Raw genomic sequence first — 13561 nt, forward strand, 5'->3', positions numbered from 1 at the left:
TTTGTTTTTAGAATAGATGGAAAACCTAAAAACCGAGGTAAATATATGAAAAATTATTTGTATCTGATTGTTTTGTTCTCGATGATTGCGCTGGGCATAGGACCGGGGCGGGGTGGAAACCGGGCGAATGATAGAAAAATCTCGATGTCGGAGCTTCCCTCGCCGGCCCGGCAGCTGTTGAAAACCTATTTCCCGGGAGCACGAGTTTTGCAGTGCGTGCATTCGCGCACCTGGGACGAGTATGGGGTGAAGGTCTCGGGCGGTTATGAGCTGGGCTTCGACCGGCAGGGGCACTGGGAGGAGATTGAGTCGGACGACAAACCGCTCTCGCTCGAGCTGGTGAAGTTGCTGCCCGCTCCCGTTGTCGAGTATCTGGAACAGCACTACCCCGGCGCGAAAGTCGAGAGTATGGAGCAGCGTAAGAATGTCTACAAGATTACCTTGGCCTATCCCGATACCCACCTCTATTTCTCCAAGTCGGGCGAGTTTGTCAAAGCACGGGGCGACGACTGACGCTTAGCGGCCCGAGTAGCTCATGCCTATCCCGATGAGCCGGTCGTACCGTTCGCCCGGAGCCCGGTGGTACACCTTCACCAGGTATTCGTTCACAGTCTGATAATAGTTGCCCTCGACCGGTGCGGCCGTGGCCGTGCGGGCTCCGTCGGGCAGGAACAAATATTGGTAGTTGTAGGAACCCTGTTTCAAAAGCAGGGTTTTCTCGTATTGTTCGGTCTGCGGGTTGTAGACCATCTCGTTGTAGGGCGAGTAGAGGTGGTTGGTCAGTTCGCCGTCGATGTAAATCTTCCCGCCGGGAATGGGGTCGGAGTCGAGGGTGAAGTGCACCACGAAGTAGTCGGCCTCGGTATCGCTGTCGCTGGCGCCGCTCTGGCGGATTACGAAGCGGCCGTTTTGGGTCTGGTCATAGAGGTAGCTCGACTCGGAGCGCGGTTTGACGGGAGTCAGTTCCACATGATAGTAGGGGTCGAAGTGGTAGATGTTGGATACTCCCAGCCCGGCGTAGCGGGTGGCTACCATCTCGAACCGGCGGAACTCATTGCCTGCCTCGAAGATGAGGTTGCGGTCGTGGTCGAAGAAGATTTGGCTGCCCTGTACCCGCAAGGGGCGGTTCACGATTACCTCGTTGTCGCGGCGCCCGTTCTGGGTCACGCTCACTTTCAGTTCGTTGTAGGGATTCTGTATGCGATAGTTGTTGGCATTGAGGGTGACACTCACCTGCTGGTGCTCCCGGTTGTAGTCGATGTCGGTGCGCGAGGTGACACTGGGTGCGACTAGAATGTTGTTCTCATAGACCGAGAAGCACACTTGCAGCAAGACCCGCTCGGGTTCGTTCTCGGGATAGACCAGCAACACGTAGTTGCCCGATACCTTGAATTGCACGTCCTCGTTGGGCAGGGTGAGGCTGTAATGCACGTAGTGGGCAAAGGTGGCCATCGAGAAATCGAACTCCTCGATGGGGTTGGTGTTGAAGCCGTCGAGGTATTCGAGATCCGACAGGGCCGACGGGCGCCAGTCGGCATTGCAGTGTACGAGGCTGTATTGCAGGTAAGAGACCTCCTCGGTCATCTCGTCGAACGAGATGGTGATGTGTTCGTTGGTGTTCAGGTCGATAATCGGAGGGAAAAGCTCCCGGCCCTCGACCTGCGTGCGCAGAGTCTTGAACCGGTCGGAGAAGGAGCGGGTTTCGTAAGGTTGGTCCGAAAGCGATTGTGCCGTGAGGGCGCAAGGAGTCCACAGGACGATTGCGGCCAGTAAGACGCGAAGGATATGTGCAGGTTTCATGCAGTTCTCGATTAGAAAGTTATTTATGGCAAATGTACGAAAATTTATACCAGATTCCTAATATCTGTTACAGGAATGCCCGAGTTTTTACCAAATATGAAAATAATGGCTATATTTGTGCGCAATTTTAAATAATAGACAGATTTATGAATTATAGACATTTGACCATCGCATGTGCTTTGTCGGCCGTCTCGGTTTTTGCCTGGGCCGGAGAAAATAAGAAAGATTCGGTAGGATACCAGTTTACCGTAACGAAAGAGTTGAAAACCAATCCGGTGAAGGACCAGAGTCGCTCGGGCACGTGCTGGAGTTTCTCGACCCTGTCGTTTATCGAGGACGATTTGCTGCGTCAGGGCAAGCCGTCGGTCGACCTCTCCGAGATGTTTGTCGTGCGCAACGACTATATCGAGAAGGCCATCAAGTATGTGCGCATGCACGGCTCCATCTCCTTTTCGGCCGGAGGCAGCGCCTATGATGTACTCTATATTATCGACAAATACGGTATCGTGCCCGAGGAGGTGTACACGGGATTGAACTACGGTACCGACAAACATCAGCACGGCGAACTCGATGCCATTCTCAAAGGCTATGTCGACGCCGTTATCGACAATCCCAACTCGAAACTGTCGACGGCTTGGCTCGATGGCTTCAAGGCGGTACTCGACACCTATCTGGGCAAAGTACCCGAGAAGTTTACCTACAACGGGGTGGAATACACGCCCAAGTCGTTTGCCGAGTCGCTGGGTATCAAATCGAGCGACTATATCCCGTTGACCTCGTTCACGCATCACGATTTCTACAAACCCTTTGCCATCGAGGTGCCCGACAACTGGCTGTGGTCGCAATACTACAATATCCCGCTCAACGAACTGATGGAGACCATCGACTATTCCATCGACAAGGGTTATACCGTCATGTGGGCTTCGGACGTGAGCGAAAAGGGATTCCAATATCTCAAAGGCTTTGCCGTCGTACCCGTGGAGAAGAAGAACGACAACCTGTCGGGTACCGAACTCTCCCGTTGGGTGAAACTGTCGAAGGCCGAGAAAGAGGGCGAGCTCTACAAGTTCGAGGCTCCCGAAGAGGAGAAGGTCATCGACCAGAAGGTGCGTCAGGAGGCTTATGACAACTACGAAACGACCGACGACCACGGCATGGTTATCGTGGGTACGGCCGTCGACCAGAACGGTACGAAATACTACAAGGTGAAGAACTCGTGGGGGACCGAGCAGATTTATGGCGGATTCTTCTATGCGTCGGAGCCCTTTGTCAAATACAAGACCATGAATATTCTTGTGCGCAAAGAGGCGGTACCGGCCAAAATCCTGAAAAAGCTGCATATGGATTAACGCCATGAAACGGCGCCTGGTTGCCGCTTTTTTATTGGTGTTGTGCCTGCCGTTATTGACAATCCCCCTTTGTAACGACCAAGTGGTGGACCATTATATTGATAAGATATGGTTGCACCGGACCAACACGATAGAGAAGCTGCACGAGTTTGAAGATGAATATAAGAATTTTGAATGCGACGTGCTGTTTGTGCCCGAGCTGAACGATTTCAGAATCGGACACGACACACCGTCGTCCGAGTAGCTCGGCCTGTATCTCGATTATTTGGGGCGGAATCCCGAGCGTGAATTGTGGATCGATTTGAAGAATCTTACCGAGGCGAATTGCCGTCGGGCCGAGTCGCTCCTGACCGCTATGTTGACCCATGCCGGTGCCTATAAAGAGCAGTTGATTGTCGAGTCGCGCAACTGGAAAGCCCTGCGTCTGTTTACTGAGCAGGGATACTATACCTCATGTTATCTCGATATACCTCGCCTGGACGAGATGAGCGACGACGAGCGCACCCAGCGCTTGGATTCGGTACAGCAGGTGGCCCGCAGCGGAGCCGTGTCGGCCGTTTCGTTTCCCGCATCGTATTATGTGTTTCTGCGTGACCTCGATTTCCCGGTTGACATGCTCACCTGGGAGCATCGCCGCTGGGCCTGGCAACTACCCTTCTTTTCCCGGTCGAGAGCCATACTCAAAGACAACCGGGTTAAGGTCGTGCTGGTCAAGGAAAAGGGACACTATCACCAGTGAAGCCGCTTGTAAAGCGGGAACAATCCCCAGTGATAATCAGCAGACTATGGCCAGACAGAGGGCTGGTATATCACTCTTTGCTGATTTCCTGATTGAGTTTTTCGCCAATTAATCGGGCTGCCGATGCCACGTAGTCGGCGCAGGGGCGGCGCTTGTAGTAGGCCTCGGTGCGAGCTTCGGGGGTAGGAGTATCGCTCTTGTGGTCGAGTCCCAGCAACTCCCGGCAGATAATCGAACCGTTCTGGGCCTTCGATTTCTCGGCCAGATCTTGTACTGCGGTATAGACCTGTTTGCGCTTCGCCATATCGGCCGGAGCGTCGTTCTTGTAGTACAGGCCGGCAATCATGAACATGCCGCTCACGGCACCGCACACCTCTCGCAAGCGGCCCATGCCTCCGCCCAGCGGAGCACTTATCGAGGAGGCCAGGGAGGGGTCGAGGTCAAACAGATCGCTGTATGCCAGTACAACCGACTGGGCACAATTATATCCTTCGTGAAAAAGTTGGCGTGCCTTTTCGGCTCTCTCTTCTACATTTATCTTTTCCATACGTTTACGTGTGTGTTTTACCATTGAATAGGCTCGATGCCATGAGCCACCAGATAGGCATTGGTCTGGCTGAAATGGTGATTGCCGAAAAAGCCCCGGTGGGCCGACAGGGGCGACGGGTGGGGCGATTGCAGCACCAGGTGCCGGTTGCGGTCGATAAACTCCCCTTTGCGTTGGGCATAGGCCCCCCACAGGATAAAGACCAGATGTTCGCGCTCCTCGGCCAGTTTGTGAATGACGGCGTCGGTAAAGGTCTCCCACCCCTTGCCCTGGTGCGATGCGGCCCGGTGCGCCTCGACCGTGAGGGTGGCGTTGAGCAGCAATACCCCCTGGCGGGCCCAACGGGTCAGATTGCCGCTGGCCGGGACCGGTATCCCCAGGTCGCTCTCAATCTCCTTGAAGATGTTTTGCAGCGAAGGCGGGAAGGGAATGTGGTCGTTCACCGAGAAACACAGACCGTGCGCCTGATTGGGTTCATGATAAGGATCCTGCCCGAGAATGACCACCTTCACCCGGTCGAAGGGGCAGGCGTCGAATGCGGCGAAAATCTGGCTACCCGGCGGGTAAACCGTTTTGGTGGCATACTCGTGACGTACAAAGTCGGTCAGTTTTTCAAAATAGGGCTTGTCAAATTCGGGTTGTAACCGTTGCTGCCAGCTGGGTTCGATGCGAACGTTCATAATCTTTTTGTGTAAGATTTTAACCGTAACTGTTTGCAAAGCTACAAATATTTCTTACTTTTGCCACGCAATTGGGGGCAGATTCTTATGCAGAATCTGATTTTCCCGATTTCGTTTAGCGGCACCCGTAGTTCAATGGATAGAATAAAGGATTCCGGTTCCTTCGATTGGGGTTCGACTCCCCACGGGTGTACAAGGCGTTCCAAGAGGGGAAACCCGTTGGAACGCTTTTTTGTTTCTGATAAAAGACTACCTTTGCCGCATGAAAAAAATGCAAGTCGATTGGAGCCTGACCGATGCTCTCATGTTTGATATGGACGGTACCCTGTGGGACGCCGTCGATACCTACGCCCGCATCTGGAACGAAGTCTTTTTGCGGGCTGGCCGCGAGGTTCACGTTACCCGCGAGTCGCTCATTCGCCATATAGGCATGCCTATCCCGAACATCATAGCGAGCATGTTCCCCGACATTACGCCCGACGAGTCGGCCCGCTTCTCGGCTGAGCTGGCGGGTGAGGAGCCTGTCTTGTTGGCCCGATACGGGGGGACGCCCTATCCCGGGGTGGTCGAGGGGTTGGAGCGGTTGTCGCATAAGTACAAACTGTTTCTGGTGAGCAACTGCGACAGACATACGTTGCCCATATTCATGACGTGTATCGGTATCACGCCCTATATTACCGAGGGGCTTGCCTATGGCAATACGCACAAACCCAAGGGTGACAATATGTTGTTGCTTAAAGAGAAATACCGCTTGCAACAGCCGCTCTACATGGGCGACATCGATGCCGACGGGCAGGAAGCCCATCGGGTGGGATTGCCCTTCGTGCACGCCCGTTACGGTTTTGGCCAGACCGACGATTGTGAACTGGCCTTCGACTCATTTACCGATTTTACCGAATTCTTTTTAAATTGCAAATAGCTATGTTTTCGAGTGATTTCCAGGCCGAGATTCTTCGGCGCAGCGCGAAGATTCAGGCAGGCATGCGGGTCGTTGGAGCCGACGCAGCCTTGATTCATACGAATGCCAACCTCTATTACACTTCGGGTCGGGTGTTCAGCGGGTACACCTATATCCCGGTCGAGGGCGAGCCGCACTATTTCGTGCGCCGTCCCGTAGGGTTGAAGGGCGAGACCGTGCACTATATCCACAAGCCCGAGCAGATATCGGCGCTGCTGACCGAATTGGGGTTGCCCCAACCGCACTGTGTGGCGTTGGAGTGGGACGCCGCCCATAGCGACTATATGCGGCTGGCCGCTCTCTTCCCCGAAGCGAAGGTAGTGAACGCCTCGGTGGTGATGCGCGGGGCACGTGCGGTGAAAACCGAGTACGAACTGGCTCAGTTGCGGGAGTCGGCCGTGAAACATGCCGAGGTGTATCACCGCATCGAGTCGGTCTATCGCGACGGCATGACCGACATCGAGTTGCAGATCGAAATCGAGCGGTTGTTGCGTCTGCACGGCAATCTGGGACTGTTCCGCATCAACGGGGCGAGCATGGAGATATTCATGGGCAATGTGTTGTGCGGCGACAATGCCGATACCCCTACACCCTACGACTTTGCCATGGGCGGTGCGGGCATGGACTGCTCGATTCCGGTAGGTGCCAACGGTACGCTCATGCGTCCGGGCATGGCGGTGATGGTCGACATGTGCGGCAACTTTACCGGCTACATGACCGACATGACGCGGGTCTACTCCATAGGCGATTTGCCCGAAAAGGCTGTTGAGGCACACCGTTGCTCCATCGAGATACATCGCGAGCTGAGCCGTATGGGCAAGCCGGGTGTAGCTGCCGCCGACCTCTACCACCGGGCTGTCGAGATGGCTCGCGAAGCCGGGTTTGACGACTACTTTATGGGGCACAACCAAAAGGCCGGATTCATAGGTCACGGTGTGGGCATCGAGGTGAACGAGGCTCCGGTATTGGCTCCACGCTCGAAAGAGGTGCTGGTCGAAAACCAGGTCATCGCGCTCGAACCCAAATTTGTCATTCCCCACGTGGGGGCGGTCGGCATCGAGGATACCTATGTGGTTACCCCCGATGGTTTACAGGCGATTACCAGTGCGCCGGTCGATATAGCACAGCTGTTTTGACCGTTCGGCAACGGCGCTTCCGACATGTTGAAACCGATTTGGCTATCCGGGCAGGGATTCCTGCCCGGATAGCTTTTTTATTGAGAAACAGTTGTTTGTAACTTGTTCAAAAATCTTCGGACGCCGGCTTTATACTCTGCGAATAACTTTGTAACTTTAAGCCCACGAAACTAAATCCACGCTTGTTTATGCAACCTTTTATTCATCTGCACGTTCACTCCCAGTATTCGATTCTCGACGGACAGGCCTCGATTCCGGCTCTGGTCGACAAGGCCATGAAAGACGGCATGAAGGGGCTGGCGCTGACCGACCACGGCAACATGTTCGGGATAAAGGAGTTTTTCAATCTGGTGAAGAAGAAAAACGGTGCGGTGAAAGACGATATCAAAAAAGCGCAGAAGCGCATCGAGGCCATCGAGAGCGGCGCCGAGGAGGTGGCCGACAAGGAGGCCGAGTTGAAGGCCCTGCGTGAGGAGATAGCCCGCCTCGAAGCAAAAATCTTCAAACCCATTTTCGGCTGCGAAATGTATGTGGCTCGCCGCCGGCTCTCCGACAAGGAGGCTACACCCCGCGAGGTGCGGGGTGCCGTGGTCAACGAGGTGAGCGGCATCTCGGTGCGCAGCGGTGCGGTCGACGAGGGCGGTTACCACCTGGTGGTCCTGGCCAAGAACCTGAAAGGGTATCACAACCTGATCAAGCTGGTATCGAAAGGGTGGACCGAGGGCTTCTATTCGCGTCCTCGTACCGATAAGTACGAACTCGAAAAATACCACGAGGGGTTGATTGTCTGCTCGGCCTGTTTGGGTGGCGAGATTCCCCGCAAGATACTGACCGGCGACCTGGCCGGAGCCGAGGAGGCGATTCTCTGGTTCAAACAGGTTTTCGGCGACGACTACTATCTGGAACTGCAACGTCACAAAGCAACGGTACCTCGGGCCAACCACGAGACCTTCGTGCTGCAAAACGAGGTGAATGCCCGGCTCATCGAGTTGGCACACAAGCACAACATCAAGCTGGTTTGTACCAACGACGTTCACTTTGTCGAGGAGGAGAATGCCGAGGCGCACGACCGGCTCATCTGCCTGAGTACGGGCAAGGATCTCGACGACCCCACCCGCATGCTCTACACCAAACAGGAGTGGTTGAAGACGCAACAGGAGATGAACGACATCTTTGCCGATGTACCCGAAGCGCTGGCCAACACGCTCGAAATTCTCGACAAGGTCGAGTTCTACTCGATCGACCACGCCCCGCTGATGCCTACCTTCCCCATTCCCGAGAGCTTCGGTACCGAGGAGGAGTATCGCCGCAAATATACCGACGAGGACATTTTCAACGAGTTCACCCGCGACGAGAACGGCAACGTGGTGATGGACGAGGAGTCGGCCCGCAAGAAGATCGAAAAGCTGGGCGGATATGAGAAACTCTACCGTATCAAGCTCGAAGCCGACTACTTGAAGGAGCTTACCTTCAAGGGAGCCCACGAGCGCTACGGCGAGGAGCTCTCGCCCGAGGTCTTGGAGCGCATCAACTTCGAGCTGCACATCATGAAGACGATGGGTTTCCCCGGCTACTTCCTCATCGTGCAGGACTTTATCAACGCCGCCCGCAAGGAGCTCGACGTGTCGGTAGGTCCCGGCCGTGGTTCGGCCGCCGGTTCGGTAGTGGCCTACTGCTTGAAAATTACGCAAATCGACCCCATGAAGTACGACTTGCTGTTCGAGCGGTTCCTCAACCCCGACCGTATCTCGCTGCCCGATATCGACGTCGACTTCGATGACGACGGCCGCGGACGGGTGCTGCAATGGGTGACCGAAAAATATGGAGCCGAGAAGGTGGCCCACATCATTACCTACGGTACGATGGCCACCAAGTTGGCCATCAAAGATGTAGCCCGGGTACAGAAACTGCCCCTCTCGGAGTCGGACCGGCTGACCCGCCTCATTCCCGACCGTCTGCCCGAGAAGAACGGCAAGGCTCAAAAAATAAACCTGAAAAACTGTATCGAGAATGTCAAGGAGCTGCAAGACGCCTGCAATTCGAGCGACCAACTCCTGGCCGATACGATGAAATATGCCCAGATGCTCGAAGGCAACGTGCGCAATACCGGCGTGCACGCCTGCGGTGTCATCATCGGGCGTGACGATATTACCGACTGGGTGCCCGTGAGCACGGCCGACGACAAGGAGACCGGCGAAAAGATGCTCGTGACCCAGTATGAAGGGAGCGTCATCGAGGATACCGGCCTCATCAAGATGGACTTTCTGGGACTGAAAACCCTCTCGATCATCAAGGAGGCGGTCGAAAACATCAAGCAGACCCGCCACATCGACCTCGACATCGACTCCATTCCCATTGACGACCCCAAAACCTACGAACTGTACAGCGCCGGCCGCACGACCGGAACCTTCCAGTTCGAGTCGGCCGGTATGCAGAAATACCTGCGGGAGCTGCACCCCTCTACCTTCGAGGACCTCATCGCCATGAACGCCCTCTATCGGCCGGGACCTATGGAGTATATCCCGCAGTTTATCGCCCGCAAACAGGGCAAGGAACCTATCGTCTACGATATTCCCATCATGGAGAAATATCTGAAAGATACCTACGGCATCACCGTCTACCAAGAGCAGGTGATGTTGCTCTCGCGACTGCTGGCCAACTTCACCCGCGGCCAGTCCGACGGTCTGCGAAAGGCGATGGGTAAGAAACTTAAAGACAAGCTCGACGCCCTGAAACCCCTCTTTATCTCGGGCGGCGAGAAGAACGGCCACAAGAAAGAGGTGCTCGAAAAAATCTGGGCCGACTGGGAGAAGTTTGCCTCCTACGCCTTCAACAAGAGCCACGCCACCTGCTACTCGTGGGTGGCCTTCCAAACGGCCTACCTCAAAGCCAACTATCCCTCGGAGTACATGGCGGCCGTTCTCAGTCGAAACCTCAACAACATCACCGAAATTACCAAATTCATGGACGAATGCAAGTCCATGAAGATTCAGGTACTCGGGCCCGATGTCAACGAGAGCCAATACAAGTTCTCGGTCAACAAGAAGGGGAATATCCGCTTCGGGCTGGGAGCCATCAAGGGTGTGGGCGATTCGGCCGTGCAGGCCATCGTACGGGAGCGCGAGGCCAACGGGCCTTACAAGGGAATATTCGATTTTGTCGAGCGCGTCAACCTCTCGGCTTGCGGCAAGAAGACCATCGAGTCACTGGCCATCTCGGGGGCTTTCGACTCGTTCAAGGAGATTCACCGCGAAGACTTCTCGGCCCTCACCAGCAAAGGCGAGCCCTTCCTCGATACCCTGGTACGCTACGGCGTGAAGGTACAGAGCGACAAGATGTCGCAGGTGGCCTCACTCTTCGGCAGCGAGGCTCCCATCGTGACCACCCCGCCCGAGATACCCCGGGGAGTACCTCTGTCGGATATCGAACGGCTTGACAAGGAGCGCGAACTCGTGGGCATGTACCTGTCGGCCCACCCGCTCGATGCCTACAAACTCGAACTGCTTTACGGCTGCAACACCCGCATGACCGACTTGAAAAACCGCGAAGCCCTGCTCGACAAGGAGATTACCTTCGGCGGCGTGGTGGTCGACTACCGCACCGGCATCGGCAAACGAGGCGGCCAATACGGCTTCCTGAAAATCGAGGACTACTCGGGCGCCGACGACATTCCCCTCTTCGGACAAGACTTTATTGACTATGGCAAATTCGGAGCCAACAACGGCACCTTCGTGTGGGTACGGGCCCGGTGCGTCCCCTCGAAATATACCCCCGGTCGCATCGACTTGAAGATCCTTGAAATGAAGCTGCTCTCGGAGTTGAAGGGGACGATGCTCAACTCCATCACCATCGAGATGCCTGCCCGTCTGGTGAAAAACGGCTTTATCCAGACCCTCTCCGATTTCATGCCGCCGGCTCATCAGCACAAGGCCGAACTCAACTTCAAGATCTATGATTCGGAGCTGGGCAAGTCGGTGCGATTGCGCTCGCGTCGCCGCCCCATGATTACCGAAGAGCTGATCGATTTCCTCAACGAGAATGAAGAGGTGACCTTCAAAATAAATGAATAATCGTTTGCGACTCAACCATAGATTACCTAATTTTGTTCCGCAATAAAACGAACGATAAAACACAAAAAGAATAAAGTTATGGCATTGCAAATCAATGATGAAAATGCAAAAGAGCTGATCGCCTCGGGCAAGCCCGTCGTGATTGACTTTTGGGCAGAATGGTGTGGTCCCTGCCGGGCCATCGCCCCTTCGGTCGACGAACTCGCCGAAGAGTATGACGGCAAAGTGATAATCGGCAAATACAACGTCGACGAAGGTGACGACATCAGCGTCGAGTACAGTATTCGCAGTATCCCCACGCTGCTCTTCTTCAAGGACGGCAAGCTGGTGGACAAACACGTGGGCTCGGCCTCGAAAGCCGACCTCGAAGCCAAAGTGAAGGCTCTGCTCTAAACGTTGCAAAAAAGATTAAAAGGCTGGCCCGGTTGTTTTCGGGTCAGCCTTTTTTTTGTATTGTGGAGCCGTTGCGCACCCCGATACGGTCTTTCTTTCACCCGCACCCCCGGTATGGGATCCATGCCAAGGGGCAGCAACGGCATTCCCGCCTGTGGCATATAGGGGATTCCCAAATCCGTTACAGCTTCAAGTAGCTTTTGATGGCCTCGACATAGCGCTCGAAAGCCTCGCACCCCTTCTCGGTAATCTGGCAGGAGGTACGGGTCTTCCGCCCCACAAACTCCTTGGTCACCCGAATGTATCCGGCAGCAGCCAGTTTGTCGATTTGCACGCTCAGATTCCCGGCCGTAGCCCCCGTCTGCTCTTTCAGGTAGACAAAGTCGGCCTCATCGACCGAAAGGAGAATCGATACGATAGCCAGTCGCAGTTGCGAATGCAACAAAGGGTCCAGTTCCTGTAACATCATTTTCGGCATTTAGCGTTGAGATTATGTCCCGGTATCACCATCATGATGAGAAACGAGAGTCCAAAGTAGAGATGCCACGTAACCGGTGTGTGGAGCAACGAGGGTAGAGCCACGAGCATATAGATGGCAAAGACGAGTCCGAAAAGCGGCAGATAGGCCAGGACCGAATCCTTAATCACCAACCCCGTAATCGAGGTACCTATACCACAGTAAATCAGCGCCAGCGGCAACATCAGCGCAAAGTTGACACTCCCCATCGCATAACCCAGTATCATCATCACCAGCACGGTAATCACAAACAGGGTCCCTATCACCTTCCAGGTCTCGTTGATCATGCGGTCGGTATAGGTGACAACCGCCGGGCGATGCTTGCGGTCGTATAGCCATGAGTAGATAAAGGGAAGGAACATGCCGAACCAGAGGGCCGCCCAGGTAAGGTGGCCGGTCGTGCGCACAAGCACAAAGACAATAATCGAAAGTATCACGGCCGAGTAACCGTAGAGCAGAAACCTGTTACCGCTGCCCACAACCATATTCCTGCGGCTCTGCCTGATCATCTGCGTGATGAGCTCCAAGCTCTCCTTTTCATTCAGTTTTTTCTCTTCCATAAGTTGATTCTTTTAAGGTTTACAAATTGGTTTATTTTATAAACTATATAGCTATATGGTTTCTCTCTCCAAAATTACCAACAACACAAATATAAATCGGTTTATAATATAAACCAAATATTTTGGAATATTTTTTTGAGGGAGAGTGAATTTTTTCTGTAAGGAGGGGGAGCCGCTCTGTATTCGATGGAGTCTTTGTGCCACCCTGCGCTCCGATGCGCACGATGTCACCCGCACTTGATGCGGGGTTCAGTATAGGAGAGAGTTGTTGTTGTGAAAGGGTGCACAAGCGTACTTTTTATTATCTTGTGTTGGTTTTTCTGGATACCGCGTCGCAGCGCGGTATGACCAAGCGTGTCACTCCGCACTTCGATGCGGGGCCCAGAAAGTGCAGGTGGGAGATTTATTTACGTAATCTCTTGCAGGAACTCCTGGATTTCGCGTCGCAGTGCGGAATGACGAGCCTCCTTCCCGTCGCGGTGATAACCTCCGCCTTTATCGGGTCGGGAGGAGGCCAGCCGACCGAGGTATGAGGGCGAGGACTGTCTGACGCAGCGAGTTCCACAGCCCCCGAGGACGGCACCAGCCTCCGAGCGACGAAGCCCGATAACAGCGGCGGCGCTTCTTGGTTCGTTCTTCTCGCTGTAGAGAAGAATGAACAACAGATTGTGTCACCCCGCACTCGATGCGGGGTCCAGAAAGGGGAGGGTTGTTGTCGTGAAAGGGTGCACAAGCATACTTTTTATTATCTTGTGTTGGTATTGCTGGATACCGCGTCGCAGCGCGGTATGACCAAGTGCGTCACCCCGCAC

14 protein-coding genes and 1 tRNA gene are annotated in these 13561 nt (G+C 54.5%); 9 read left to right on the forward strand and 6 right to left on the reverse strand.

Annotated elements, in window-relative coordinates; translation table 11 throughout:
• Positions 1-45 precede the first annotated feature (45 nt).
• A complete protein-coding gene (locus BARVI_RS08430; protein WP_025278810.1) occupies positions 46-513 on the forward strand; it encodes a PepSY-like domain-containing protein in 468 nt (155 codons plus the stop codon).
• Between the two features lie 3 nt (positions 514-516).
• Here BARVI_RS08430 and BARVI_RS08435 read toward each other — a convergent pair whose 3' ends face one another.
• Entirely contained in the window at positions 517-1800 is a 1284-nt protein-coding gene (locus tag BARVI_RS08435) for a type IX secretion system plug protein (protein ID WP_025278811.1), read from the reverse strand.
• Between the two features lie 146 nt (positions 1801-1946).
• Here BARVI_RS08435 and BARVI_RS08440 point away from each other — a divergent pair, with 146 nt between their 5' ends.
• From BARVI_RS08440 to BARVI_RS08450, 3 genes are read left to right on the forward strand one after another with little or no spacing between them, the layout of a single operon-like run.
• Positions 1947-3149 (forward strand): C1 family peptidase, encoded by a 1203-nt coding sequence (locus BARVI_RS08440; protein WP_025278812.1) that lies wholly within the window; start codon positions 1947-1949, stop codon positions 3147-3149.
• Between the two features lie 4 nt (positions 3150-3153).
• Positions 3154-3393 carry a hypothetical protein gene (locus BARVI_RS08445; RefSeq protein ID WP_025278813.1) on the forward strand — a complete coding sequence of 80 codons (240 nt, stop codon included), beginning with the start codon at positions 3154-3156 and terminating at the stop codon, positions 3391-3393.
• A gap of 57 nt (positions 3394-3450) precedes the next feature.
• Positions 3451-3888, forward strand: coding sequence for a hypothetical protein (locus tag BARVI_RS08450; RefSeq protein WP_157232571.1), 438 nt, complete (start codon positions 3451-3453; stop codon positions 3886-3888).
• Positions 3889-3958: 70 nt separating this feature from the next.
• On the opposite strand, the gene BARVI_RS08455 is transcribed toward BARVI_RS08450, so the two are convergent.
• Both BARVI_RS08455 and ung read right to left on the reverse strand, forming a co-directional pair.
• Complete coding sequence (locus BARVI_RS08455) at positions 3959-4435, reverse strand: C-GCAxxG-C-C family protein (RefSeq protein WP_038534324.1); 477 nt, start codon at positions 4433-4435, stop codon at positions 3959-3961.
• A gap of 17 nt (positions 4436-4452) precedes the next feature.
• Complete coding sequence (gene ung / locus BARVI_RS08460) at positions 4453-5115, reverse strand: uracil-DNA glycosylase (RefSeq protein WP_025278816.1); 663 nt, start codon at positions 5113-5115, stop codon at positions 4453-4455.
• A 121-nt stretch (positions 5116-5236) separates the two neighbouring features.
• Here ung and BARVI_RS08465 point away from each other — a divergent pair.
• From BARVI_RS08465 to trxA, 5 genes are all read left to right on the forward strand, one after another.
• A tRNA-Arg gene (locus tag BARVI_RS08465) sits at positions 5237-5308 on the forward strand.
• 69 nt (positions 5309-5377) lie between these two features.
• On the forward strand, positions 5378-6034 hold the full coding sequence (locus BARVI_RS08470; protein ID WP_157232572.1) for an HAD family hydrolase: 657 nt from the start codon (positions 5378-5380) through the stop codon (positions 6032-6034).
• Between the two features lie 2 nt (positions 6035-6036).
• Positions 6037-7209, forward strand: coding sequence for a M24 family metallopeptidase (locus tag BARVI_RS08475; RefSeq protein WP_025278818.1), 1173 nt, complete (start codon positions 6037-6039; stop codon positions 7207-7209).
• Between the two features lie 188 nt (positions 7210-7397).
• Entirely contained in the window at positions 7398-11279 is a 3882-nt protein-coding gene (gene dnaE, locus BARVI_RS08480; RefSeq protein ID WP_025278819.1) for a DNA polymerase III subunit alpha, read from the forward strand.
• A 78-nt stretch (positions 11280-11357) separates the two neighbouring features.
• Entirely contained in the window at positions 11358-11672 is a 315-nt protein-coding gene (gene trxA, locus BARVI_RS08485) for a thioredoxin (protein ID WP_025278820.1), read from the forward strand.
• 181 nt (positions 11673-11853) lie between these two features.
• On the opposite strand, the gene BARVI_RS08490 is transcribed toward trxA, so the two are convergent.
• From BARVI_RS08490 to BARVI_RS13385, 3 genes are all read right to left on the reverse strand, one after another.
• Entirely contained in the window at positions 11854-12138 is a 285-nt protein-coding gene (locus BARVI_RS08490; protein WP_025278821.1) for a winged helix-turn-helix domain-containing protein, read from the reverse strand.
• The gene (locus BARVI_RS08495; RefSeq protein ID WP_025278822.1) at positions 12138-12749 is read right to left on the reverse strand and encodes a hypothetical protein; all 612 of its coding nucleotides are present in this window, start codon (positions 12747-12749) and stop codon (positions 12138-12140) included. Before BARVI_RS08495 ends, BARVI_RS08490 begins: the two co-directional genes overlap by 1 nt.
• Before the next feature lie 407 nt (positions 12750-13156).
• Complete coding sequence (locus BARVI_RS13385; RefSeq protein WP_157232573.1) at positions 13157-13411, reverse strand: hypothetical protein; 255 nt, start codon at positions 13409-13411, stop codon at positions 13157-13159.
• Positions 13412-13561 lie beyond the last annotated feature (150 nt).

The organism is Barnesiella viscericola DSM 18177 (assembly GCF_000512915.1).
GTDB lineage: Bacteria > Bacteroidota > Bacteroidia > Bacteroidales > Barnesiellaceae > Barnesiella > Barnesiella viscericola.